Origin of the sequence: Phycicoccus sp. HDW14, from assembly GCF_011383005.1 — a bacterium.
Classification (GTDB): Bacteria; Actinomycetota; Actinomycetes; order Actinomycetales; family Dermatophilaceae; genus Phycicoccus.
This window is the reverse complement of record NZ_CP049935.1, coordinates 1,171,093-1,195,425: the sequence shown is the minus strand read 5'-3', so window position 1 is coordinate 1,195,425 and position 24,333 is coordinate 1,171,093. Positions and strand designations below refer to the sequence as shown.

Genomic DNA, 24,333 nt, shown 5'->3' with positions numbered 1-24,333 from the left:
GGTTCACAGCCTCGCAGACCCGGGCCGCCGACCCGTGGCAAGGGCGACGAGGCGCGCCGCCTTGAGCTCGGTCTCGTCCCACTCCTGCTCCGCCGAGCTCCCCCACGTGATGCCGGCGCCCGTGCCGAAGCGCAGCACCCGGCGACCGGCGTCGGAGCGGGCCGCCCAGAAGGTCCGGATGCCGACCGCCAGCACCGCCTCGTCACGGTCGGCGTCGACCCACCCCACGGCCCCGCAGTACGGCCCGCGGGGCACCGGCTCGAGGTCGGCGATGGCCATCAGGGCGGTGTGCTTCGGTGCGCCACTGACCGATCCGGGCGGGAAGGTCGCCGCGAGCACGTCACGCCACGTCGTGCGAGGGCGCAACCGGCCGGTGACGTCGGACACGAGGTGGACCAGGCCGGGGTGCTCCTCGAGCCGGCACAGCGCGTCGACCTCGACGGTGCCGGGTCGGCTGACGTGGGCGAGGTCGTTGCGCACGAGGTCGACGATCATGACGTTCTCGGCGTAGTCCTTGGGCAGCATCGCGGCGGGGGTGGTGGCCGTGCCCTTGATCGGGCTCGAGGTCAGCACCTCGCCACGCCGCACGAGGAAGGACTCCGGTGAGGCGCAGGCGACCTCGAGCCCGGCCTCGGGCAGGTCGATGGTCGCCGCGTACGGCGCGGGGTTGCCGCGGGCCAGCACGTCGCCGAGGGCGGTCACCGAGGCGTCCGCGGGCAGGTCGTGCTCGAGCACCCGGCAGAGGTTGACCTGGTAGACGGTGCCGGCGGCGATCCGCCGGCGGACCTCGTCGACGCCGGCGAGGTAGGCGGACCGGTCAAGGCTGGAGCGCCACTCCCCCTCGAGCACGGGCCAGCCCCCGACGCGACCCGCGACAGGGGGCTCCTCGCGGCGGACCTCCCCCATCCGCACGGCGGTCAGCTCGCCCTCGAAGGTCAGGACGACCACCCAGAAGCCGGACGTCAGCAGGTCCGGGTCGTGGACCACGTCCTCGACTCCCCGGGCGACGAGCGACCCGAACCTCGCCTCCGACACGCCTGCATCGTAGAGGTGCTCCGATGCAGGCGTGCCGTCGTCGTCAGGCGGTGACCGAGGCCTCCTGGTCGAGGGCCGCGGCGACCCGTCGGTGGGCCTCCCAGATCTCCTCGGGCAGGTTCGCGAACTGCTTGAGGTGCTCCTCGCGGAAGCCCATCTCCTGGCGCCAGCGCTCGACGTCGATGTCGAGGATCGTGTCGAGGTCGCCCGCGTCGATGTCGAGCCCGTCGAGGTCGAGCTCCTCCTTGAGCGGGATCGTGCCGACGGCCGTGCGGCGGCCGGTGACCTCGCCCTTCTTGTACTGCACGAGCCAGAGCAGGGCGCGCAGGTTCTCGCGGTAGCCGGGCCACAGGAAGTGCCCGTCCTCGGGTCGCGCTGGAACCAGTTGACGTGGGCGAAGACCGGCTGGTCCTTGACGGCGCCGACGATCTTCAGCCAGTGCGCCGCGTACGGCCCCTCCGGGTAGGACATGAAGGGGCGCATCGACATCGGGTCGTAGCGCAGCTTGCCCTCGACGCCCTCGGCCGCGGCGGTGGCCTCGGCCCCGAGCGTCAGGCCGTCGTAGACACCCTCGGCGAGGTCGTCGATGGCCCGCACGAGCGGCTCGCGGTCGCGGGTGCGGCCGCCGAAGATGATGGCGTCGATCTTGACGCCCTTCGGGTCCTCGAAGTCGGGCGCGACGTTGGGCACGTTGGCCAGGGTCGTCGTGAACCGGCTGTTCGGGTGTGCCCAGGGGTCGCCGGCCTCGTCGGGGTTGCGGTCGGAGATGAGCTCGCCCTTCCAGTCCCGCCAGCCGGTGGCGTCGGCAGGGTGGTGCGGCGTCCGTCCCTCCCACCACACCTCGTGGGTCTCCTCGTTGTAGGCGACGTTCGTGAAGAGCGCCTGCGTGCCGGGCTCGATGGAGTCGAGGGCGGTCGGGTTGGTCTTCTCGTTGGTGTCCTTGGCGACGCCGAAGACGCCGTTCTCGGGGTTGAGCCCGTAGAGGTTGCCGTCCTCGCCGACCCAGAGCCACGCGATGTCGTCGCCGTAGAACGACACGTGGTAGCGCTCGCCGAGGGCGTCGGGCGCGAGGGTCATCGCGAGGTTGGTCTTGCCCGAGGCGCTCGGGAAGCCGCCGCAGACGTGGTGGGTCTCGCCGGTCTCCTTGTCGGTGATGCCCAGCAGCATGAACTGCTCGCCGAGGAACTCCCCGGACGCCCAGCCGTCGTAGGCCGCCTGGCGCAGGCCGTGCGCGATCTTGCCGAGCAGGGCGTTGCCGCCGTAGCTGGAGCCGAAGTGGAGGATGGTCCGCTCGTCGGCGACGGTGACGAAGTAGCGCCTGTCGTCGGGCGTGCCCTGGCCGAGGTTCGGCAGGTCGCCGGTCACGTGGACCGCGCGCACGAACATGTCCTGGTCGGCCAGCTGGTTGATCTGATTCACGCCGACCCGGGCCATCCGGATCATGTGCAGGCACACGGTGCGGTTGTCGGTGATCTCGACGCCGGCGGCGAAGCGCTCGAGCGGGCTGCCGGTCGGGGCCATGAGGTAGGGGATGACGTACATCGTCTTGCCCGCCATCGCGCCCTTCATGTGACCCTCGACGACGGGGCGGATCTCGTCGGTGTGGCGCCAGTTGTTGTAGACGCCCTCGTCCTCGGGGCGGCTCGTCGCGACGATCGTGCGCTCCTCGGAGCGGGCGGTGTCCTTGGAGTAGCTGCGCGAGTAGTACAGGCCCTCCCCGCCGGCTCGATCTCGCCGGCCTCGAGGGCCTCCTGGACGAGGCGGGCGTCGTCGGACGCGCTCACCACCTCGATGCGGTCCGCGCCGAGGTACTCCGCCCAGTGCTGGACGTACTCCCTCACGCTGCTGTTGGTCAGCCCCGCATCATCCAGGGACTTCTCCAGGTCGGCCACAATGCTCACCCTTTTCGGTCGTCGCGCAGGTCAACCCGAGGGCGGGCGCCACATCGACGTGAGCGTCCGCCCTGCGAGACAGTCATTGCACCGTACGGGCGGGTGGGGGGTCCACAGCGGAAGCGCTTTGACATGGGAGGCGTTTGTCACACCGGCCGCCATCCCGGCGAGATCGGTCACACCTACCTGCGAGTACGTCGCGGTGTAAGCGATTTCGCTTGTGCGACAACGTTGTCAGCGAGGGTGCCGTCCGCGTGGGCCACCGAGAGCAGGTCGAGGCGGTGCGCCTCGGCTCCCCCGGGCGCCCCTCCACCGCGGTGCGCCGGCCACCACCACGCGGTGGCCGGGTCCGGCGGAGCGTCCGGATACCGGTCGAGCAGGTCCTCGACGAGAGCGGCCAGCGCGGTGTGCAGCCGCCCGGTCAGCCCGGCCGCCGACTCGCCCGGCAGGGGGTGCAGCGGCTCGCCCACGACGACACCGACCCACCGTCCGCGACGCAGCGACCACCGGCCGCCGACGGTCAGCACGCGGTGCAGCCCGAAGTGGGCCACGGGGACGAGGGGCGCACCGGTCGCGATCGCGAGGTGGGCCGCGCCCAGCCGCAGGTCCTCGCGGTCCTTGAGCGCGAACGCGTGACCGATGGTCGCCTCGGGGTAGACGCCGACGACCTCGCCGGCGCGCAGGGCCCGGTGGGCCAGCACCGCCGCCGCCGTCCCGGACCGCCGGTCGACCGGAATGTGGTGCATCCCGCGCATCAGCGGACCGCCGAGGCGTGAGCGGAACACCGACTCCTTGGCCATGAAGCGCACGAGGCGCCCGCGCTCGACGCCCGGCAGCCCGACCACCGCGAAGTCGAGGAAGCTCTGGTGGTTGGCCGCGACGACCACCGGCCCGTCGGCCGGCAGCCGGTCCGCGTGGGCGACCTCGATGCGCAGCCCCAGGGCACGGAAGAGCCCCGAAGCACCCGGATGACGAGGCGGTAGGTCAGGTCCTGCACACGCGGGGTTCGTCACACCGGGCTGCTCGGATGCGTGGCGTCGGCACCGGGTAGACAGCACGCATGACCGATGTGCGCTCGCGGCTCGTGGAGGCCGCCGTCCCCGACCACCCCGAGGGCGTCGTCCTCGTCCTGCACGGTGGCGGCAGCCGGGGGCGGACGTGGCGGTCAGCCCCGCCCAGCTGTCGGTGCTGCGGATGGTCCCCGTCGCCGCGCGGGTGGTCCGCGCCGGCCGCGGACGGCTCGCCGTGCTCCGGCTGCTCAACTCCTCGCGCGGGTGGAGCGGCCGGCCGACCCCCGTCGACGACGTGCGCTGGGCCCTCGGGCAGGTGCGCGAGCGGTTCGGCGAGGTCCCGGTGGCCCTCGTCGGGCACAGCCTCGGCGGCCGGGCTGCCCTGCTCGGTGCCACGGACCCCTCGGTGCGCTCGGTCGTCGGGCTGGCCACCTGGCTGTCCGGCAGCGAGGGCATCGGCCCGCTCCCCGGGCGCTCGGTGCTCCTCGTCCACGGGGACGCCGACCGGGTGGCCCGGATCGGGCCGGCGCGGGCGGTGGCCGCCCGGCTCGGCTCGAGCGCGCGCGTCGGCTTCGTCACCGTGCGCGGTGGCAGCCACTCGATGCTGCGCCACCACGGGAGCTTCGACGGGCTCGCGGCGCGCTGGGTGGCGGGGACGCTCCTCGGCGACCCGACGGGGCCGCTGCTCTCGCGCGTCCTCGACGGGGAGTCCGAGGTCAGCGTGTGAGGCTCCTCAGCTGAGGCGGAAGGGCGGGTAGGCGTCGGTCAGCAGGAGGAAGGCGTACGCCTGGACCCGCAGGCCCCAGCGGCCGACCCCGACGACGTAGTCGAACAGGGCGCGGGGGTACCGACCCGTGACGAGGATCGCGAACCACGCGACGACCACGGCGACGACGGCCCCGACGCCCAGCACGACGAGCACGACGTAGTGCGGGATGGCCAGGAACCACTTGACGAGCGGGAGCCACCGGTTCAGGCCGGTGCGGGCGTCCGGGTAGTCCAGGTCGAGGTGCACCGACTGCTCGTCCTCGGTCGACGGGTACGCGTCGGACAGCAGGACGACGTAGGCACCCACCCGGGTGGAGAACCGCGTCAGCTCCCGGAGGAAGTCGAACCACCAGCGCGAGTAGCGCTGCCGGACGAGGATCATCAGCGCCGTGGCCACGAACAGGCCGCCCGTGATGCCGCCTCCCGTGCTCGTCGTCCGCTCGACGACCTCCCCGGCTCGGTACACCTCGGTCGTGGAGGTCGCGCTGGCCGTGACGAGCGAGAGCACGACCGCGACGGGGATGACGTAGACGAGACGCAGCAGGGTGGACAACCGGTCCAGCCGCTCGGGGTAGTCGACGTCGAGCCGCGCCGGGTAGTCCGGCGAACGGGCCGGGACCTGGGGCGCACCGTGACTCATGACTGCTCCTCTCCGGGAGCCCCGGTCCACGGACGGCCCGCGCCGGGTCCTCACCGCTACCGACACGCTCCTCGCGGGCGACCTCCGGCACCAGTGACGGACGTCCCGGCGGTCAGTCCCCGGCGTACCCCACCAGCCCGAACGCCACGACGGCCAGCACGGACCCCCCGGCGAGGGCGAGACCCACCAGGCCCAGCAGGAGGGTGGTCACGCGGTGGCGGGAGGAGGCGACGCGCAGCAGCCCGAGGTGCCCGAGCACCACGGCGGCGACGGTGCCGCCCTCGGCGAGCAGCGCCACCGCCCAGTCGACGGCGCGTCCGGTCGGACGGGTCTGCCCCAGGAGGGTGGCGAGGAGCCCCACCACACCGAGCACCGCCGCGAGCGTGGCCGGACCGTCGCCCGGCGCGGGCTGGTCCTGGACGCGGTCGCTCACCGAGACCACTCCTCTCCGGGTGCAGGTTCCGGGAACCACGCTGTCGCAGAGGGACGCAGAGCGCGCGGGGCAGACGTCCCGTCCGCCTCGCGGACGGGCGTGACGCTGGCCACGACGGCCGTCGACGCGCGGCGTCGCCCGTAGGATCGAAGTACCCCGAGCGGCGGTGTCCGGATCTCGTCAGGAGGCCCGTCATGGACCAGCAGGGCTCCCCTCCCCAGCCGTCCTCCCCCGTCCGCGTGTACCTCGTCGACGACCACGAGCTCGTGCGCCAGGGCCTGCGCAGCGTGCTGTCGGACTGCCCGGGCATCGAGGTCGTCGGCGAGTCCGCCACGGCCGCCGAGGCCGCCCGCCGCATCCCCGCCGTGCACCCGGACGTGGCGATCCTCGACGTCCGGCTGCCCGACGGCTCGGGGGTCGACCTGTGTCGGCAGATCCGACGTCGGGACCCGAGCATCCGCGCCCTCGTGGTCACGGGCTACGACGACGACACCGCCCGTGAGGCCGCCACCCGCGCCGGCGCGTCCGGGTTCGTGCTCAAGCAGATCCGCGCCCGGCACCTCGTGGCGGACGTGCTCACCGTGGCGGCCGGTGGCACGGTCGAGGACGTCCGGTCCCCCGACCCCCGCGGGCGCCCGGGTCCGGAGGATGTCGCCCTGCGGTCCCTCACGCACCGGGAGCGGCGAGTGCTCGACCTCGTCGCCGAGGGGCTGACGAACGGGGAGGTCGGATGCCGGCTGGGCATCCGCGAGAAGACCGTCCGCAACCACGTCAGCAACGTCCTGGCCAAGCTCGGCGTCACGAGCCGGACCCAGGCGGCGGTGCTCAGGGTGCGCCACACCGACGGCCCCGGGTGGGCCTCGGCCTGAGGCCCCGGGCGCCAACCGCCTCTGGTACCGGCCCGCACCGGACGCCGGGACGTTCGGCCCTTGTCGGCCGCGGCCGGCAGACGGACGGTGGCAGTGACGGAAGGAGACCCGAGATGCAGCACGACACCCCGATCGGCTCGATCGTCGTCGCCGTCGACGCCGACGCGCCCGTGGACTCGGTCCTCGTCGCGGCGGCCGACGTGGCCGCCTCGACCCACCGCCCCTGCACGTCGTCAACGCGACGGGCGTGGGCATCGTCCCGTGGAGCACCCTGATGCTCGAGCGGCAGGAGGCGAAGCTGGAGCGTCTCCGCAGCAGGCTGGCCTCGCTGAGCGGCGTGGCGGTCACGTCGCAGACGGCGCTGGAGCAGCCCGCCGCGGCCGTCGTCCGGGCCAGCGGCGTCGCCGAGCTCGTCGTCATCGGGTCCGGTCGCCTCGGCCGGTTGTCCGTCGAGGTGCTCGGTGCCACCACCCACCAGGTCGTCTCGCACGCCCGCTGCCCGGTCCTCGTCGTGCCGGAGGGCGTGGATCTCCCGCGCTACGGGTCGGTCGTCGTGGGTGTCGACGCCGAGGTCCACAGCGCACCGGCCGTCGAGGTCGCGTTCGCCGAGGCCTCGCGCCGTCGCGTCCCCCTGGTCGCCGTCCACGCGTGGTGGCTGGAGCACCCGGGACCGTTCGAGGACCCCCACGAGTGGGGTTCCGGGGAGCACCCGGCCGCCGAGTCCGAACGCCTGGCGATCTCGGAGATGCTGGTGGGGTGGAGCGAGAAGTACCCCGACGTCGAGCTCTCTACCTGGATCCGCCGCGGCGAGCCGGTCCCCGTGCTGCGGGCGGCGTCCAGGGCGGCCCAGCTCCTCGTCCTGGGCACCCGAGGCCGCGGGGGCTTCGCCGGGCTCCTGCTCGGTGGAGTGAGCAGCCGTCTGCTGCACCACAGCCCGTGTCCGGTGCTCGTGGTCCCGTCCCTCCCGCGCCCCGTCCTCCCCACGGGGGATGGCAACGCGTGGCCGGACTCCCCCGGTGAGCCGCACCCGTCGGTGACCGACCCCTAGGGTCCCGGTCCTCGTCGCCCGCTGCGGCGGGCGGCGAGGACGGAGCTCCCGAGGAGGAGCGCCCCGACCGGCACCTCGAGGAGGAAGACGAAGCCTCGGTAGAGCAGCACGCCGGCGACCGCCGGCGCTCCGCCGACGCCCAGCCCCACGAGCGCGCCGACCGCGCCCAGCTCCGCGAAGCCGGAGCCGCCCGGTGTCATCACGGCCAGCGACCCCAGTCGCTCGGCGGCGAAGGCAGCGGTCACCACCACGGCCGGCGCCCGCACCCCCACCGCGTCGAGGCACAGGCGGAGGAGGACCGCCTGCGCCACCGCGTACGCCACCTTGCCGCCCGCGACCCGGACGGCGGAGGCCCGCAGGAGCGCCCGTGTCGACCGCTTCAGCTCCGCGACGTCCCAGGGCTCCGGAGCCGAGCCGGGCGGGTCCCCGAACCGGCCGCGCCACCCCCGGACGACCCTCCCGACGAGACGCTCGCCCCACCGGGTGTCGACGAGGGTCCAGGCGAGAGCCAGGTAGGCGCCGAGCGCCACCAGCCCCCCGCCGGCCAGTCCCTGCAGACCGGGTCCGGTCACCGCACCGGAGACGAGCAGCCAGGAGAGGGCCACGGCAGGGAGCGCCAGCCGGATGGCGTTGTCCCAGAGGTTGGTCACGAAGGCCCAACGCACGAACGCGACGGTCGTGAAGCCCCACCGCCGGCAGGACCAGAGGTTGACCGCCGTCCCGGCCGCGCCGCCGAGAGGGAGGACGTTCGAGACGGCGCTGCCGGTGATGTTGAGGTGGAATGCCTGCCACGACCGCAGGCCGGGAAGGGCCGCGGTCAGGGCGACGGTGTGCACCCACAGCCCGCCGACCCACACGAGCGCGAGGCCGAGCAGCGTCAGGACCGGCACGCCGCCGAGCACCTCGAGCGTCTCCGACCACCGGGCCCCGAGACCCGCGGGAGTCCCAGGGCGACGACGAGGGCGGCCACGGCTGTGGCTGCCGCCACCCGGACCGGGCCGAGGTGCGCTCCCCGGCCGGTGACCGCCCGCGCCGTCGCGGTCCCGGTCAGCCCCACTCCCGACGCACGACCGGGAGCGTCACGTCATCCGGCCGGAGCTCACGCGCGAGCCGGAACCTGCCGGAGAGGGCACCGTGGTGGAGCTCGGTCCGTGTCGTCATGTGGTCCTCCTCGCAGCGGCGGCGCGACCCTCGCCCGCCGACTCCACGCTGCTGCGGGTCACGGTGGGGCGCGAGGGCCGAATGTCCCTCCGGCTCCCGACCCGGACCCGGGACGTTCCGCCCTGTTCGGGGTGCCGGCGACTGCGCAGGATCGGGGGATCCGCCCGAGCAGGAGGCACCGATGCCGTCAGCAACCGTCCTCGTCCCCCGTCCGCTCACCTCCTCCGCACGCCGTCTCGGCGACACGGCGGTCATCACGCTGACCGGGACGCTCGACCCGACGGCGCCGGTGGTGTCGGGAGCGAGCGTCGAGTCGACGCTGGCCGAGGTCGAGGCGGTCCTGCGCCGGCGCCCCCGGCTGCTCGTCGCGGACCTCGCCCGGGTCGAGCTCACCCACTTCGTCGTGGGGCTGCTCGGGCTGTTGCGCCGACGCACGTGGCGGGCCGGGGTGCCGTTCGTGCTCACGGGGGTGTCGCCGGCCGCCGAGGAGGTCCTGCGCCGCGCCCGGGTCGCGGCGCTGTACCCCGCCTACCCCACGCTCGGTTCGGCCCTGGCCCACCTCGACGGGGTCGGCGTCACGGTGTGACCCCGGCCTCCCGTGCACCGGAGGCGGCCGCGGCCATGTGGATGTCCATCACCTGGCGCAGGAGCCGCACCGCCTGGCCGTGCGGTCGCTGGAAGGAGTTGCGGCCCATGATCGTGCCGAATCCCCCACCGGCAGCGGTCTGCCGGTTCTCCTCGAGCACTTCCGCGGTCCCCTTCGCGGCGCCGCCCGAGAAGATGACGATGCGCCGGCCGTCGAAGGCCGACTGCACGACGTGGCGGACCCGGTCGGCGAGGGTGTCGAGCGGGACCCCGGCCCCGGTGAGGGCGGTGCGTGCCGCGTCGGACTCCAGGAACGGCGAGGGCGGCTTGACCTTGACGATGTGTGCGCCCAGCTGGCACGCCAGGTGCGCGGCGTAGGCCACGACGTCCACCGCGGTCCGGCCCTCCTGTGAGACACCGCTGCCCCGGGGGTAGGACCAGACGACGAGCGGCAGGCCGGCGGCGTCCGCATCCCGGGCCAACGCCCGCAGCTGCTCGTACATCGCGTTCCGACGGGCCGATCCGGGGTAGATGGTGAACCCGACGGCGGCGCACCCGAGGGCCAGGGCCTCCTCGACCCCCGCGACGACCGCCGGTTGGGGGTCGCCGCCGACGAACAGCCCGTCGGCGCCGTTGCACTTGAGGATGAGCGGGAGGTCCTGCGCGTACGCAGGCGCCACGACCCGGGCCGCCCCGAGCGGGAGCGCATGGGCGCTGCAGCCGGCGTCGAGGGCCAGGCGGGCGTGGTAGCGCGGGTCGTAGCCCGCGGGGTTGACCGCGAAGCTGCGGCCCGGCCCGTGCTCGACCCCCTGGTCCACCGGGAGGACCACGAGCCGGCCCGAGCCGCCGGTCCGCCCCTGCTCGAGGATGCGACGCAGCCGTCGCAGCGTGGCCGGCTGGTCCGCGGGGTACCAGGACAGGATCTCGTCGACGGCGCGGCTCAGGGGTCCGACCTCCTGCAGTGAGGCACTGTCGCCTGGGTCCCGGGCGACCGGGAGGCGCCCGACCCGAGCCCCCGGCCTCACGGCCCGACGCCTCCCTCACCGACGATGCTCGCCCCGACGCCAGCGGCGGCGAGGGTCAGACGTCCCGCCCGCTCTCGTCCCTCGGGGACAGCCCCGCACGCGAACGGCCCCAGGCGCCACACGTGACCAGATTCGAGCCCTCATCGTCCGGGTGTCTTCCATGACGCGCTCCGGGAGGTCGTCCGTCCGCCGCCCCTCGTGCGCGAGGTGATGAAGGGGTGAGAAGAGCGGGCAAGCGGTCCTCCGGCACGTCGAGAAGCTGCCGTCCGCACGGTGGCGCGCGCCGTACACCGGACCCGACCCGGCGACGCACAAGGGGCCGGTGCACTTCGACGCTCGGGTCGGTGCCGAGGACTGGCCCGTCGACGAGAGGCGCCTGGTCTCGTCCGGGGAGTGGAGACCGGCCGGGCGACGCGCACTGCCCGACCGCGAAAGCACAGGATCCTCTCTGCGCCGAAGCCCGCCCGCGTGCATCTTCGGACTACGCCTCGATGCTGTTCGAGCTGTCCCTCCGGCTCGGCACCAGCCGTATCTACGACCGCGACCTCGCTCGTTGACGGACGTTCTGACAACCCTGCTCGACGCGTTCAACCGCCGCTGCCGGCAAGGCAAACGGCCCTCATGATTTCCCGCTCATGCCGAATTGAGGGTGTCTGCCCGAAAGGTGGCAGACGGTCGTCTACTGCGGCGATCGAGAGCCGTCTGCCACCCTTCGCGCGCGATCACGGGAAGGAACCGGACAAACCGGCGTCATGGCACCGGTTTCCCCGGCCGCTGGCTCCGCCGAGTAGTCCAGCGCTCATGCCGCACATAGTGCCGTTAGATTGTGTGCTCGGCGCTACGCCCGGTCGGTTGGCCGTCGGTGCGGCAACGGGGTGCCCCCTTCGCCGATGTAGGCAGCGCGGGCAGATGCAAGGCTCTCGCGGCCGTTAGGACCACCACGCACAACCTCGGCGTCGTGATCGTCTTGGCCGTCGTCCTCCCATCCGCACTCATCGCAGATCTCGTACCCTCCCCGCTCGGCCAAGGTGACGTGTCCGCAGCAGGGACAGGAGTACGGCCCGCCTGACATGTCCGCAAAGACGTTCTGCTGCGCGGTGTACGCCTCGAACCACTTGGTTCTCTGGGCGATCAGCTCCTCGTCCGACAGAGATGGGTCGTCATGCGGACCTCGAACCACTGGGGACGACGCCTGGCCGCCTGCGCGCTTTCGCCGAGGGAACCAAGTCACCGGCCCATTGTGGCCGGTCCAGCGCTCATGGGCGTGCGCGGTGCCGAAACTACCGCTCATGCCGCAGATCGAGCGGTTGTTTCATCCGGCTCTGAGGGCTCGTCGGTAACGAGTGCGGTACCCGTACTGCGCAAGCAAGGTCAGTGGAAACACGATCCGCCACCAGCCCTCGCCTGGCCTGGTCAGGGACCGCAGGGTGAGCCACACGCCGCCATCGGGAGCGCGATGGACGATGAAGGCTTCTTCCCCCGAGACCGGGTGACCCTTGCGGGTGCCGTAGGCGAAGCCGCAATGATCCGCCTCATCGATGACCCCCATGACTCGCACGGGCTCCCGCAGGAGCCAGGGCCCCAGACGAGCGACCAGCACACGATCCTGTCCGGGCGCCACCCGGAGCTCGCTATCGGGCCCGAGCGATACATCGAATCCGCTCCTCGTCTTGACACCCCACATCAGGACCGCTGACGACGCGCGGTCCCACACCTCCTGGCCGTGCCCGAGCAGGCTCGATCCTTCGTAGCGGCGGTACCCAGTCGGTGTCGAGGCCCAGGTCAGCTCACCGACGCGGGTCGCCCCCGGCGCGTCGTAGCTCAGGTACTCAGTCACGTCACCAGTCTCGCCCAGACCCCTGCGCCTGGCAGCGGGTTGATCGACCCTCCCGCTCATGGCACCCCTTTAGGTCAAGACATGGCCGGGACCGGGGTTCTAGGCTTGGTCGTGGCGGGTCCAGGAAGAGGCTTGTCCGAAGTGCCGGTGTGAGGTTGTGAGCCGGTCGCGCTGGAGTCAGAGTCGCTACCTCGTTGCCCTCCTGGGCCCGTCGCCATGTCGTGGTCGCGGCGCTGCTGGTCGGAGAGCATGCGGGCGTACACGATGTTGGACAGGCGTCGTTTGAGGGAGCGCATGGCCATCATCGACGGGGTCCCGCCGGCCTTCTTGGCGCGATAGAACTCCCGGCCCGGGGTGGGGTTGCGCAGCTGGACGACGGCCATGATGTGCAGGGTCCGGTTGATCCGGCGGTTGCCGGCGCGGGAGAGCCGGTGCCGTTGCTGGGCACCGGAGGAGGCGTCCAGGGGTGCGGTGCCGTTCCAGGACGCGAAGCGGTCCTTGTCGCGGAAGCGGTGGATGTCGCCGACGTCGGCCAGCAGCCGGGCGGCGCCGGTGGGTCCGATCCCGGTCAGCTCCATCAGGCTCGAGCCGCGTTCGGTGACCAGGGCGGTCAGGTCCTTCTCCGCGGTCTTGATCTTGCGGTCGATGGCCTCGAGCGCACCGATCAGCTCGACCACGATCCGCCGCCTGGTCTTGCCGGGCAGGTCGCGCGGTTTGGTGGTCGCGACCAAGGCGCGGGCCTGCGGCGCGGACAGGTACTGCTTGGCACCGCCGGGGAAGAGCTCGAGCAGCAGCCGGTGCAACCGGTTCAGGGTTTGGGTGCGGGCCCGGCCCAGCTCGTCACGGCGGTCCACCAGCAACCCCATGACGACGAGGTCCTCCTCGACCAGAACCTGGTGCAGGCCCGGGTCGGGCGGGGCGTACAACGCGGCCAGGGCCACTGAGTGCGCGTCGACCGGATCGGTCTTGCGCCCGTTGCCGGTGGCGAAGGTCCGCACCTGCGCCGACAGCTTCGCCGGGACGTCCAGCACGGTCTCCCCGTCATGGACCAGCCGGTGCGCGATGTGCCGGCCGATGCCGTTGCAGCCCTCCACCGCCCACACCCTCTCCCGATGTGCCCGCCCCGCGGCGAGCATCTCGGCGTAGCCGACCTTGTCCGTACCGAACCGGCCGACCGACAACCGTCGCCCGGTGGAGTCGATCACCTCGATCGTGGCCGACCGCTTGTGTGGATCCATCCCGATGATCACGCCCATCGCCGCGTCCTCCTTCACCGTTGGTGACGAAACAGCGAGGAGGGCACTGCTACTTCGAGCGGAACAAACCCCTTTCGAGCCTCTCCTCGCACGGCGCCCGACGAGAACGCATGCCATGAGAGAGCCACACCAATGACACCGGTGGGCAGCCGCGACTCGAGCGTCTCGCCGAGCACCTGGACCGAGTCTGGCCAGACACCGATCCTGCGACCAGTCTCCAAGTAGCCGCGGATCGTGAAGTGGCGATCACGCTGGGGATGGGTGGCCACTGCCTGGGTTGACCACTTCGATGACCTCAGCCACGCCGACCACCCGAGCCCCTTCCTGCATCGTCAGCTGCAGGCCCGGCGAGAGTGGCGGCCACAAGTCTGGAGCGAGTGGATGCCGACGAGCGGTGGCCTCCTGACCCGGCTCTAGCCACCGCCAGCGTCCCTGCTCCAGCGTCAGAGGAGCATCATGTCCCTCGTCGTGAACCTCCAGTGGGAACGTCCAGTGGGACCGGTAGCCCGAAGCAATGGGTCCAGTGCGACCGCCGTCCTCGCTCGTGCGCAGGCTGAAGGCGTGCGCGGACGAACCAACGAACGTCCTCGGTTGACGTCCATCTGTCGTGCTCGCGTTCTCCACCCACGGAGCCGAGTGGGTCTCACTCTCAACCCGCCCTTGGTGAAGCCGCGTGAGTGGCTGCAATGCTGAGGGACACGTCGAGTCACGACTGGAGGGGCACCTCCAACGGAGCGCACTTCTTCGGGAGGGTGCGCGAACGCAACGCCGGGGCCTCCGTGCTGTGCGCCCTCGACCAGTCGAACCGCAGTGGCCAGCGCGTGCAGGATGTCGGCCTCGGCAATGCCGCGCTCGGACGCCGACCCCGTCACCCGCGCGTGTCACCCCCGGGCTGACGCACAGCGTTCGTCAGCCCTCAGCCGACCATCGGTCGGCCGGGATGACCGCGAGCTCATCCTCCACGTGGCTTCCACGCCGGACATGACGACGGCCCCTGACCTTGCGTCTCCGCAGGTCAGGGGCCGTTCTCGATGGTGGGCGATACTGGGTTTGAACCAGTGACCTCTTCCGTGTCAAGGAAGCGCGCTACCACTGCGCCAATCGCCCGAGGGGTACTTCTCGAGGTGGAGACGGGATTTGAACCCGTGTACGCGGCTTTGCAGGCCGCTGCCTCGCCTCTCGGCCACTCCACCACTGGGGGCGGCTAACCCTCCGAGCGGATGACCGGGTTCGAACCGGCGACCTCAACCTTGGCAAGGTTGCGCTCTACCAACTGAGCTACATCCGCGCGCGCAGACCGACGATTCCGGACCGGAATCCCCGCTTGGCGTGCTCGGAGACAGTATCCGATCCGCGAGGCGTTCACCAAACCGGCACCCTGCTCCGGGCCGTCGGCTCAGCGGTCGGACTCGGCGACCGAGACCGGGTCCTTCGCGACCACCGAGCCGTCGTCCGCGCGGGTCTGCGCCAGCGGTGTCAGCGGCCGCTGGGCCGCCTCCCGCAGGCTGCCGAGGTCGAGGTCGTCGGCCGAGTCGTCGTCGGTCATCGCGTAGCCCTCGAAGGGGTCGCGGGCCGCCACCGCCTGCGCGTCCTCCCGCCGGTCCCGCGAGGAGCGCACGCGGTCGATGAGGCGGGTGTGCAGGGCCCGGCGCTCGTCGGACGGCCACAGCTCGCGGATCGCCGCGTTGAGGGCGGCGCCGATGAGGACGGCGATGGCCAGGGCGTAGAGCCAGATGAGGATGACGATGGGCGCCGACAGCGGCCCGTAGATGGAGGTGCCGCCGATCGAGGCGCTGATGGTGCCGCGCACGACGAACGAGGCCAGCGCCCAGATGACGAGGGTGAGCACGGCACCCGGGACGTCCCGCGTCCAGGGCGAACGGTGCGGGGTGGACACGTGGTAGAGGCTGGCCAGACCGCCGACGGTGAGCAGCGTGACGAGCGGCCAGTACAGGAGGGTCAGCCAGTCCCAGGGCTTCGGCAGCATGTCGCCGAGGATCGACGGGCCGAGGAGCACGAGGGGGATGGTGATGATCCCCATGACGAGCGCGACGACGTACAGGGAGAACGACAGCGCCCGGGTCTGGACGATGCCGCGGACCCCCGACTGCCCGTACATGATCGAGATGGTGTCGACGAAGACGTTGACCGCGCGCGAGCCCGACCACAGCGACAGCAGGAAGCCGATGGAGAGCAGGTCGGCCCGCCCGCCGCGGAAGACGTCGTCGACGGTGGGCCCCAGCACGGAGTCGATGACGTCGGACGTGAGGAACTGCGTGGCGTAGTCGATGATCGCCCGGCGCACGTCCTCCACGGTCTGGGGACCCAGGAAGTCCTTGAGGTACCCAAGACCACCGAAGAGCCCGAGCACGAGCGGTGGCAGCGACAGGAGCGCGAAGAAGCCCGCCTCGGACGCCAGCCCGGTCACCCGGTAGCGCAGGCAGATGCGGGTCGTCACGACGGTGAGCCGTGCGGCCGGCAGCGCCCCCGGGACCCGCGCGAGGGCCCGGCGCACACGGCGCTTCGCGTCGGTCATGCGCCCCACGGTATCCGCCGTACAGTGCAACGGTGCGCACCCACGACGTGACCAACCAGGTGCCGCCGCTCGAGGGGCACGACGTGCTGGGGGCCGATCCCGCTCTCTCCGAGGCCGTCGCGCGGTGGGTCGAGCCGCACGACGCCGACGGCGCCGCCGCCCTCACCGACCTCGGCCGGCTCGCCGGCACCGCCGAGGTGCGCCACTGGGCCGACCAGGCCGACCGGGTCACCCCCGTCCTGCGCACCCACTCCCCGACCGGCGAGCGGCTCGACGAGGTCGAGTACCACCCCGCCTACCACCGCCTGATGGAGGTCGCCGTCGGCGAGGGACTGACGGCCGAGCCGTGGACCCGACCGCAGGGGTCCGGGGCGCACGCCCGCCGGGCCGCCGCGTTCGTCGTGTGGTCCCAGGTCGAGGCCGGGCACCTCTGTCCGGTGTCGATGACCTACTCCGCCGCGCCGGCGCTCGCCGCGGCCCCCGAGGTGTCGGCGCGCTGGCTGCCGGGCCTGGCCGCCCGCGGCTACGACCCGGTGCTGCGGGCCCGCCGCGACAAGCCCGGGCTCACCGTCGGCATGGGGATGACCGAGAAGCAGGGCGGCTCGGACGTGCAGGCCAACACCACCCGGGCGGTCGCCGAGCCCGGCGGCCCGCTCGTGGGCGAGACCCACCGGCTCACCGGCCACAAGTGGTTCTGCTCGGCCCCGATGAGCGACGGCTTCCTCGTCCTCGCGCAGACGGATGCGGGCGTCACCTGCTTCCTGCTCCCCCGCGTCCTCGACGACGGCGCACGCAACGCCGTCCGGCTCCAGCGCCTCAAGGACAAGCTCGGCAACCGCTCGAACGCCTCCTCGGAGATCGAGCTCGAGGGGGCGTGGGCGGTCCGGGTCGGCGACGAGGGACGCGGGGTGCGGACCATCATCGACATGGTCGCCTCGACCCGGCTCGACTGCGTGCTCGGCTCGACCGCGACGATGCGCGCCGCACTGACCCGTGCCGTGCACCACGCGCGACACCGCTCCGCGTTCGGCGCCCGCCTCGTCGACCAGCCGCTGATGCGCAACGTGATCACCGACCTCGCGCTGGAGTCCGAGGCGGCGACCGTCCTCGCGATGCGCCTGGCCCACGCGGTCGACGCCGGTGAGCACGACCTCTCCCGGCTCGGCGTCGCCCTCGGCAAGTTCTGGGTCTGCAAGCGGACCGCCCCGATGGTGGCCGAGGCGCTGGAGTGCCTCGGCGGCAACGGGTACGTCGAGGAGAACGGCCTCGCCCGGCTCTACCGCGAGGCGCCGCTCAACTCGATCTGGGAGGGCTCGGGCAACGTCGGCGCCCTCGACGTGCTGCGGGCCATCACCCGCGAGCCGGCGTCACTCGCGGCCGTCGGCAAGGAGCTCGCGCTGGCCCGCGGCCACGACCGGGCACTCGACGAGGCCATCGACGCGTGCGAGGCGGCCGGCGCGACGGCGCTCGGCGCGGACGCACCGTGGGGCGCGCGGCGGCTCGTCGAGCTGCTCGCGGTGACCCTGCAGGCCGCGCTGCTCGTGCGGTACTCCCCCGGACCGGTCGCCGACGCGTTCGTCGCCAGCCGGGTGCGCGGCGAGCGGGGCGCGGTGTTCGGCACCCTCGACGCGGGCATCGGACTGACGGCGTCGGCCGACATCCTCGACCGGGCCCTCAGGGGCTGAGGGCCAGCCGCTCCCGCTCGGCGTCGACGTCGAAGTCGGCCGCCGGCCACTGCGGGTCCATCCCCTCGAGCGCCTCGAGCAGGAGGTTGGTGACGGCCAGCCGGGCGTACCACTTGTTGTCTGCGGGCACGACGTGCCACGGCGCGGCGGCTGTCGAACACCGCTCCAGCGCAACCTGGTAGGCCTCCATGTACTCCACCCAGTGGGCGCGCTCGTCGAGGTCGCCCGGGTTGTACTTCCAGTACTTGTCGCCGCGCTCGAGCCGTTCGCCGAGTCGCGCCTTCTGCTCGGCCGGTGAGAGGTGGAGCATCACCTTGACCACGGTGGCGCCGTCGGCGACCACGCCCTCCTCGAACCGGTTGATCTGGCCGTAACGGCGGGACCAGGTGGTCGGCGGCACGAGGTCGTGCACCCGCACGATCAGGACGTCCTCGTAGTGCGAGCGGTCGAAGACCCCGATGATGCCGGGCGCGGGCAGGGCGCGACGGATCCGCCACAGGAACGGGTGCCGTCGCTCCTCCGCGCTCGGGCCTTGAACGCGGTGATGCGCACGCCCTGCGGGTCGACCGCCCCGACGACGTGCCGCATGATGCCGCCCTTGCCCGAGGTGTCCATGCCCTGGATGACCAGCAGCACCGAGCGGGTGCCGCCGCCCTTGGACTCGGCGTAGAGGCGCTCCTGGAGGTCGGCCAGCCGCTTCTGGAGACCGGCCATCACGCGGTCGGCGTCCTTCTCGTCACCGTCGAAACCCGGTGTGGAGGAGGGACCGACGTCGCTCAGCTGGAACCCGGCGCCCACCCGCAGCAGGTCCGACCACGACGACGCGGCGATCGCCTCCGCCTGCCGGGCCTTCTCGGCCTTCTCGCGCTTCTTGCGGGCCTTCTTCGCCGCCTTGCCCGTCAGCTCGGCCGCGTCGACACCCGCCTCGTCGGCCGTCGTCGTCTTCCCCGCCTTCTTCGCACCCTTGCCCATGGCGGCATCCTCGCAGAGCCGGGCTGCGAGGATGCCGCCATGCGCGTGCTCCTCGACCCCCGCCGTCCGGCCTCTCCCGGGTCGCGGCTCGGCGCCGAGGCCCTGCGCGACCTCTACCGCCCACCGCGGGGGCGCTGGGTCCGCTCGAACATGGTGACCACGCTCGACGGGTCGGCGGTCGGGGCCGACGGGCGCAGCGGGTCGGTCAACACCGCACCGGACCACCGGGTCTTCGCGCTGCTGCGCGACCACGCCGACGCGGTGCTCGTCGGGGCCGGGACCGTGCGCGACGAGGGGTACACCCGTGTGCGGCCGACGCGCCACTCCCCGGTGCCGGCGGCCCTCGTCGCCGTCACGCGCAGCGGTCGGGTCCCCGACGGCCTGCGCACTCCGGTCGAGGGACGGGGCGACGGGCTGCTCGTCACCTGCGAGGGGGCCGGGGCGAAGGCCCTGCGCGCGGCCCGGTCGGCCCTCGGCGAGGACGCGGTGCTCGTCTGCGGCGGACCGTCGGTCGACCTCCCGGCCGCGCTCGACGCCCTGGCCGCGCGGGGGCTGCGGCACGTCCTGCTCGAGGGCGGGCCGTCGCTGCTCGGCACCGCGCTCGCCGCCGGGGTCGTCGACGAGATGGCAACGACCATCGCGCCCGCTGTCGTCGGCGGCGACTTCCGGCGCATCGTCACCGGACCTCCGCTCGCGGAGCCGGGCGGCGTCGGGGTCCGTCCGCACCTGCTCGTCGAGGAGGCCGGCACGCTGCTCGGCCTCTGGCGCGTCGCCCGGGCTGACGGCCGGTTCCGACCCCCTCCGGCCGTCCGCACGGCACGGGAGTGGGACGTTCGTCCCTGCCGCCACCGGACCGCCCGGGCGACCGTGGAGGTCCACCACCTCGGGAGGTCGCCATGTCCGCCACACCAGCCACCAGCGTCGCCGACCCGCCCCGACTGCACCGGACCGGCGGGGTCGCGGTGGTCGAGGCGTTGGGGACGGTCGACGCGGCCCAGGAGGAGGCGCTGCGCCGCCTCGTCGACACGGCGCTCTGCGCGGGAGCCGTGACGGTGGTCCTCGACATCAGCCGGGCGCTCCTCGTCCCCGCATCGCGCACCCTGCTGAGCGACCTGCACGACGAGGTGGCCACCCGGGGCTCGCGGTTCGCGGTGGCCGGGCCCACCGGCCCGTCTCGGGAGGTGCTCGACCCGCTCCGGGTCGAGCTCGACCTGCTCGTCTACCCCGTCGTGCCCGCCGCCCCCCCGTGGTCGGACGCCGGGCCCGCCGTGTTCGTCTGAGGACCGGGGCCCTGCGGTGGAGCCCCGGAGGCCCGGTGACCCGCAGGGAGGCACCCACGCGCCCCGGGGCGCGGGCGCCTCGGAACACCCTTCGGGCGGCGGGGGTCTGGCCCTGCTCACCGACTCCGCCGACGTCACGCGCACGGTCGTGGAGCGTCTCCGGAGGCACGACGCCGGGCTCGCGTGGGCCGTGACCCTCGGCGAGGTGGACGTCGCGCCCGAGGAGCTCATTGCCGCCTGGGCCGAGGACGGCACCATCCGGGCCGCCGCGGTCTGCCTCGGGACCTCGTCGACGTCGCCGGCGCTGGTGCGCGCCGCGCGGGCCTTCGCGCGGCGCAAGCCGCTGCTCACCGTCCCACCGCGTCGCACGGCGCGGTCGCCCGCGCGGCGCACGGGCCTGGTGCGCTGCGCCGACCTCGCCGACCTCGCGGACACCGGGTTGTTGCTCGGCTCCCAACCGTCGCCCCGGGGACCACGACTCGGCGTGGTCGCCTCGTCCGCGCTGCTGGCCGCCGAGGTCGGCCGCGCCGCCCAGCGCGCCGGACTGGCCGTGACGCGGCTGACCGCCTCGTGCGAGCGGCGCCTGGCCCTGGCCTCGGACGGGGTCGGGCGGGCCGAGAACCCCGTGTCGCTCGACCCGGTCGCCGACCCGGCTGCCGTGGCCGACGTCGTGGGCACGCTCCTGGACTCCACCGAGGTCGACGCGGTCCTGCTGGCCCTGGCCCGCACCCCGGCCCGCCCGTCGCGTGCGCTGCTCCACGAGCTCGAGGCGGTGGTCCGCGGCGTCGACGTCCCCGTCGTCGTCGGCGCCCCCCGAGGGAGCCTCCCCTCGCTCGGTGCGCCACCGGTCCCCGTGCTCACCGCGTCCTCGGCCGTGCGCGCCATCGCCCACGGGGCGGAGCGCGCCGACTGGCTGGCCCACGCGTCCGAGACCGACCCCGACCGGAGGTCGTGACCAACCCGTCGGGCAGCCGGATCCCGTCGGCTGCCGGGCCCTCGGCACGCGAACCCGGTCCCGGGTCGCGGCGATACGATGAGGAGGTGGTGGCGCGGGTCCGTGCCGCCCCGGAGGTGCGACATGACACGCAGCGGTGGGCCACCCACCGACCCGCCCACGCCCGCCGCGCCGACCATCCGGGTCTTCGTCCTCGACGACCACGAGCTCGTCCGTCGCGGCCTGCGCGACGTGCTCGACACCGCCCCCGGGATCGAGGTCGTCGGCGAGTCGGGGTCCGGTGCCGAGGCCGCCCGCCGCATCCCGGCGCTGCGCCCGGACGTGGCCCTGCTCGACGTGCGCCTCCCCGACGGCTCGGGCATCGAGGTCTGCCGTGCGGTCCGGTCGCGCGACCCGGCCATCCGGGCCCTCATGGTCACGAGCTTCGACGACGAGGAGGCCCGGCGCGCGGCCGTGCTCGCCGGCGCGGCAGGGTTCGTCCTCAAGCAGATCCGGGGCACCGACCTCGTCGACGCCGTGCGCCGGGTGGCGGCCGGGGGGACGCTCCTCCCGTCCCCCCGCCAGGAACGCACCACGGCCGGAGGCCTCGGAGAACGGGCCCTCGCCTCCCTGACCCCGCAGGAGCGTCGCATCCTCGACCTCGTCGTCGACGGGCTGACCAACCAGGAGATCGGGCAGCGGCTGGGCATCGCCGAGAAGACGGTGCGCAACCACGTGACGAACGTGCTGGCCAAGCTCGGGTTCGCCCGCCGCACCCAGGCCGCGGTGTTCATGGCCCGCCGCGAGGGATGAGCCCACCGCGACCCGGTCGGGGTCACCGCTCGGCGGGGCCTGGGTGGGAGGGCGGGCGCTGCCCCTGCCCGGCGGCCCACCCTCCCACGCGGACGAGCGGAGGCCGGTCGACGCTGACCTGCCCTCACCTCGTCCGCTGACGAGCGTGCCCGACGGCGGGGAGCAGTTCCAGTGACGGTTGTCCCGGGTGCCGGCCGCTCTCACGTGCTCTCGGCGATGCTCAGGCGGGCGGTTCGCCGCGCACCGGGCAGCGCCACTCCACCCGGGTCCCGCGCCCCACCCCGGAACCCACCCGCACCGACCCGTCGTGGCGCTCGGCCCGCTCCCCCATCGAGTGCAGCCCGTACCCCGCGGGTGCCGAGTCCTCGGTTCCGACGCCGTCGTCCTCCACCGTGAGGACGACCTCGTCGTCGACCACCCGGACGGCCACGCCGGTGTGCTGGGCGCGGGCGTGCCGGGCGACGTTCGACAGGGCCTCGCGCAGGGCACCGAGGAGGTCCGCGGCCAGCTCGTTGCCGAGCCGGTCCAGGGACCCCGAGAACGTGATCGAGGGGGCGTGGCCCAGCACGCGCTCGGACTCGCCGACCACGGCTGCCACCTCGCGGGCGAGGGACCCCCGGTGCGTGCCGCTGCGCAGCTGGAACACCGCCCGGCGCAGGGTGCGGGTGACCTCCTCGAGCCGGGCGATCCGGTCGAGGTCGCGGGCCTGGCGCACGGGGTCGCGCTCGCGGTCGACCTCCGCGCTGATCTCCATCCCGAGGGCGATGACGTCCTGGATGACTGTGTCGTGGAGCTCCCGGGCGATCCGCTGGCGTTCCTCGAGCAGGATGACCCGCTCCTGGTCGGCCCGGGCCCGGGACAGGTGCACCGCCATCTGCGACTGCACCGCGAGGCGGGCCAGCTGGTCGAGGTCGTCCGCCGTCAGGGGCGGGTCGCCGTGGCGCCGGCAGGCGAGGATGCCGCCCACCGGTGTCGCACCGTCGGTGCCGAACCGGGCCGCCGCGAGGGACCCCACCTCCGGACCGAGCGCGTCTGCGGCCCGGGCCGTGAGCGAGGCGGCCACCGACCGCGGTCCGAGGAGGTCGACCACGAGTCGCCGCCCGGCCGGTGACTCCAGGCCACCGGTGAGCCGGGCGGTCAGGGGCCCGGAGGTGGCCACCACCCGATGGCCTCCCACGACGGCCTCCGGCTCGTCCGGCCTGTCGACGAGGAGCACCGCGGTGGCGTCGGCCCCGAGGGCCTCGGCCGCCCCGCGCGCGATCCGCTCGAACACCCCGTCCTCGTCCCGGTGCTCCAGGGCGGCCCGTGCCACGTCGGCGATGCACTCCGTGACCGCGGCGTGCCGCCGGGAGGCCTGCTCCCCCCGGACGCGGTCGGTGACGTCGACGGCGTGGACGAGGAACCGGGGCCGTTCCTCGGAGCCGGAGTCGAGGCGGGAGGCCCGGACCTCCGCCCACAGTCCCGAGCCGTCCTTGCGGGCGTAGGGGCGCACGACGGTGCGGTCGACGAGGTCGTCGTGCGGCCGCGTGGATCCGGGACCGATCCTGCTCCCGGGTGGTCGCAGCAGCGCGGGGTCCCGACCGTCGAGCTCCCCCGGCTCGTACCCGAACATCGCGGTGAAGGCCGGGTTGGCCCGCAGGATGGTCCGCTCGCCCACGGAGTCCCGCTCGGTGAGGGCGATGCCCACCGGGGCCTGGTCGAACGCGATGCGGAACGACTCCTCCTGGGCGCGCAGCCGGCGCTCGAGGTCCAGGCGCCCGCTGACGTCCCGGACGACGTTGACGAGGCGGGGGCCGTCCGGTGTCGAGATCGTGCGCGCGTGCACCTCGCACTCGACGACCGCGCCGTCGCCCGTGCGCAGCAGCTGCTCGTGCAGGGAGCGCCCGTCCTCGAGGAGGACCGGCGAGCCGCCCGCCGCCAACGCGGCCACGGGCAGGCCCCGCAGCTCGGACGCCGGGCGGCCGAGCAGCAGCGGGGCGGCCCGGTTCACCTCGACGACCCGCTCGGTGGTGAGGTCCACGACGACGATGCTGTCCGGGACGAGGTCGACGATGTGGGCCAGCCGGGCGCGCTCGGCCTCGGCGACCCGGCGGCGGGAGACGTCGCGCACGGTCGCCACGGTCAGTGTCCGGTCGCCGACGGCCACCGGGGCGAGGGCCATCTCCACCGCCCGGGTGGTGCCGTCGGCCCGCAGCAGCTCGAGGTCGGGGGCCTCCCCCATGGGCCGGGGCCGGGGTTCGCGCGCGAAGGCCGTCCGCAGGGCGACGTGCCGTTGCCGACGGCGCGGGGGCACCAGGTGCTCGGGAGAACGGCCGACGAGGTCCTCGCGCGACCACCCGCTGAGTTGCTCGAGGGAGCGGTTCACGTAGCGGATCACTCCGTCGTCGACGAGGAGGACGCCGTCCGGGGACCCCTCGACCACCTCGCGGAACCACGCGTCGGCATCCGCCAGGTCCGGGACCGTGGCAGCCGTCCGTCCGGGGTCGTGAGGGACCCGGTCGTCACCCACGATCGTGACGATACCCATCCTCCCGGGGCCGGGGAAGGGCGCCGA

21 protein-coding genes, 3 tRNA genes and 3 pseudogenes are annotated in these 24,333 nt (G+C 73.5%); 10 read left to right on the top strand and 17 right to left on the bottom strand.

Translation table 11 applies throughout. From position 1 onward, the window contains the following. Positions 1-3: 3 nt before the first annotated feature. The 4 genes and pseudogenes from G7075_RS05930 to G7075_RS05920 form a co-directional block, all read right to left on the bottom strand. Positions 4-906 carry a chorismate-binding protein gene (locus G7075_RS05930; RefSeq protein WP_205860701.1) on the bottom strand — a complete coding sequence of 301 codons (903 nt, stop codon included), beginning with the start codon at positions 904-906 and terminating at the stop codon, positions 4-6. Between the two features lie 172 nt (positions 907-1,078). Beyond that, positions 1,079-1,354, bottom strand: coding sequence for a phosphoenolpyruvate carboxykinase domain-containing protein (locus G7075_RS22535; protein ID WP_371814229.1), 276 nt, complete (start codon positions 1,352-1,354; stop codon positions 1,079-1,081). Positions 1,355-1,461: 107 nt separating this feature from the next. Continuing rightward, positions 1,462-2,691, bottom strand: a pseudogene (locus tag G7075_RS05925) (phosphoenolpyruvate carboxykinase domain-containing protein); the annotation flags it as partial. A gap of 418 nt (positions 2,692-3,109) precedes the next feature. After that, positions 3,110-3,940: a 1-acyl-sn-glycerol-3-phosphate acyltransferase gene (locus tag G7075_RS05920; RefSeq protein WP_166119845.1), complete on the bottom strand. Its 831-nt coding sequence runs from the start codon at positions 3,938-3,940 to the stop codon at positions 3,110-3,112. Positions 3,941-4,085: 145 nt separating this feature from the next. On the opposite strand from G7075_RS05920, the gene G7075_RS05915 reads away from it, so the two are divergent. Continuing rightward, positions 4,086-4,664 (top strand): alpha/beta hydrolase, encoded by a 579-nt coding sequence (locus tag G7075_RS05915; protein WP_205860630.1) that lies wholly within the window; start codon positions 4,086-4,088, stop codon positions 4,662-4,664. A 6-nt stretch (positions 4,665-4,670) separates the two neighbouring features. Here G7075_RS05915 and G7075_RS05910 read toward each other — a convergent pair whose 3' ends face one another. Beyond that, entirely contained in the window at positions 4,671-5,345 is a 675-nt protein-coding gene (locus tag G7075_RS05910) for a DUF4389 domain-containing protein (RefSeq protein ID WP_166119843.1), read from the bottom strand. A gap of 112 nt (positions 5,346-5,457) precedes the next feature. Then, positions 5,458-5,778, bottom strand: coding sequence for a hypothetical protein (locus tag G7075_RS05905; protein ID WP_166119840.1), 321 nt, complete (start codon positions 5,776-5,778; stop codon positions 5,458-5,460). Positions 5,779-5,972: 194 nt separating this feature from the next. Here G7075_RS05905 and G7075_RS05900 point away from each other — a divergent pair, with 194 nt between their 5' ends. The 3 genes from G7075_RS05900 (at position 5,973) to G7075_RS05890 (ending at position 7,695) form a co-directional block, all read left to right on the top strand. Continuing rightward, positions 5,973-6,647: a response regulator transcription factor gene (locus G7075_RS05900; RefSeq protein WP_166119838.1), complete on the top strand. Its 675-nt coding sequence runs from the start codon at positions 5,973-5,975 to the stop codon at positions 6,645-6,647. A 113-nt stretch (positions 6,648-6,760) separates the two neighbouring features. Further along, positions 6,761-6,922: a hypothetical protein gene (locus G7075_RS05895; protein ID WP_166119836.1), complete on the top strand. Its 162-nt coding sequence runs from the start codon at positions 6,761-6,763 to the stop codon at positions 6,920-6,922. After that, on the top strand, positions 6,895-7,695 hold the full coding sequence (locus G7075_RS05890) for a universal stress protein (protein ID WP_166119833.1): 801 nt from the start codon (positions 6,895-6,897) through the stop codon (positions 7,693-7,695). Before G7075_RS05895 ends, G7075_RS05890 begins: the two co-directional genes overlap by 28 nt. On the opposite strand, the pseudogene G7075_RS05885 reads toward G7075_RS05890, so the two are convergent. After that, positions 7,692-8,603 (bottom strand): annotated as a pseudogene (locus G7075_RS05885) (lysylphosphatidylglycerol synthase domain-containing protein); the annotation flags it as partial. The gene G7075_RS05890 and the pseudogene G7075_RS05885 overlap by 4 nt on opposite strands. Positions 8,604-9,037: 434 nt before the next feature. On the opposite strand from G7075_RS05885, the gene G7075_RS05880 reads away from it, so the two are divergent. Then, positions 9,038-9,442, top strand: a complete 405-nt coding sequence (locus G7075_RS05880) for an STAS domain-containing protein (protein WP_166119827.1) — start codon at positions 9,038-9,040, stop codon at positions 9,440-9,442. Here the strand turns inward: G7075_RS05880 and G7075_RS05875 are convergent. The 8 genes from G7075_RS05875 to G7075_RS05840 all read right to left on the bottom strand — a co-directional run bounded on the left by G7075_RS05875 (position 9,432) and on the right by G7075_RS05840 (position 16,095). Further along, positions 9,432-10,466, bottom strand: a complete 1,035-nt coding sequence (locus G7075_RS05875) for a class I fructose-bisphosphate aldolase (RefSeq protein WP_205860629.1) — start codon at positions 10,464-10,466, stop codon at positions 9,432-9,434. The genes G7075_RS05880 and G7075_RS05875 overlap by 11 nt on opposite strands. A gap of 838 nt (positions 10,467-11,304) precedes the next feature. Beyond that, a complete protein-coding gene (locus tag G7075_RS20885) occupies positions 11,305-11,538 on the bottom strand; it encodes a CPCC family cysteine-rich protein (protein WP_240918015.1) in 234 nt (77 codons plus the stop codon). Between the two features lie 240 nt (positions 11,539-11,778). Then, positions 11,779-12,303, bottom strand: coding sequence for a DUF1990 family protein (locus tag G7075_RS05865; RefSeq protein ID WP_240917920.1), 525 nt, complete (start codon positions 12,301-12,303; stop codon positions 11,779-11,781). 74 nt (positions 12,304-12,377) lie between these two features. Beyond that, positions 12,378-13,559, bottom strand: coding sequence for an IS110 family transposase (locus G7075_RS05860; RefSeq protein WP_166119819.1), 1,182 nt, complete (start codon positions 13,557-13,559; stop codon positions 12,378-12,380). 1,032 nt (positions 13,560-14,591) lie between these two features. Continuing rightward, positions 14,592-14,666, bottom strand: a tRNA-Val gene (locus G7075_RS05855). 15 nt (positions 14,667-14,681) lie between these two features. Continuing rightward, a tRNA-Cys gene (locus tag G7075_RS05850) sits at positions 14,682-14,752 on the bottom strand. A gap of 22 nt (positions 14,753-14,774) precedes the next feature. Further along, positions 14,775-14,847, bottom strand: a tRNA-Gly gene (locus G7075_RS05845). 108 nt (positions 14,848-14,955) lie between these two features. Then, positions 14,956-16,095, bottom strand: a complete 1,140-nt coding sequence (locus G7075_RS05840) for a YihY/virulence factor BrkB family protein (protein ID WP_166119817.1) — start codon at positions 16,093-16,095, stop codon at positions 14,956-14,958. Between the two features lie 32 nt (positions 16,096-16,127). On the opposite strand from G7075_RS05840, the gene G7075_RS05835 reads away from it, so the two are divergent. Beyond that, entirely contained in the window at positions 16,128-17,780 is a 1,653-nt protein-coding gene (locus tag G7075_RS05835; RefSeq protein ID WP_166119814.1) for an acyl-CoA dehydrogenase family protein, read from the top strand. Here G7075_RS05835 and G7075_RS05830 read toward each other — a convergent pair. After that, positions 17,770-18,752: pseudogene (locus G7075_RS05830) on the bottom strand (polyphosphate kinase 2 family protein). The gene G7075_RS05835 and the pseudogene G7075_RS05830 overlap by 11 nt on opposite strands. A gap of 39 nt (positions 18,753-18,791) precedes the next feature. Between G7075_RS05830 and G7075_RS05825 the strand changes: the two are divergent. The 4 genes from G7075_RS05825 (at position 18,792) to G7075_RS05810 (ending at position 21,779) form a co-directional block, all read left to right on the top strand. Then, on the top strand, positions 18,792-19,802 hold the full coding sequence (locus G7075_RS05825; RefSeq protein ID WP_166119812.1) for a dihydrofolate reductase family protein: 1,011 nt from the start codon (positions 18,792-18,794) through the stop codon (positions 19,800-19,802). Then, on the top strand, positions 19,799-20,032 hold the full coding sequence (locus G7075_RS05820) for a hypothetical protein (protein ID WP_166119809.1): 234 nt from the start codon (positions 19,799-19,801) through the stop codon (positions 20,030-20,032). Before G7075_RS05825 ends, G7075_RS05820 begins: the two co-directional genes overlap by 4 nt. Before the next feature lie 16 nt (positions 20,033-20,048). Then, positions 20,049-20,987, top strand: coding sequence for a hypothetical protein (locus G7075_RS05815; protein WP_166119807.1), 939 nt, complete (start codon positions 20,049-20,051; stop codon positions 20,985-20,987). Between the two features lie 123 nt (positions 20,988-21,110). Next, a complete protein-coding gene (locus G7075_RS05810) occupies positions 21,111-21,779 on the top strand; it encodes a response regulator transcription factor (RefSeq protein ID WP_166119804.1) in 669 nt (222 codons plus the stop codon). Between the two features lie 220 nt (positions 21,780-21,999). Here G7075_RS05810 and G7075_RS05805 read toward each other — a convergent pair whose 3' ends face one another. Then, entirely contained in the window at positions 22,000-24,288 is a 2,289-nt protein-coding gene (locus tag G7075_RS05805; protein ID WP_166119802.1) for a PAS domain-containing sensor histidine kinase, read from the bottom strand. Positions 24,289-24,333 lie beyond the last annotated feature (45 nt).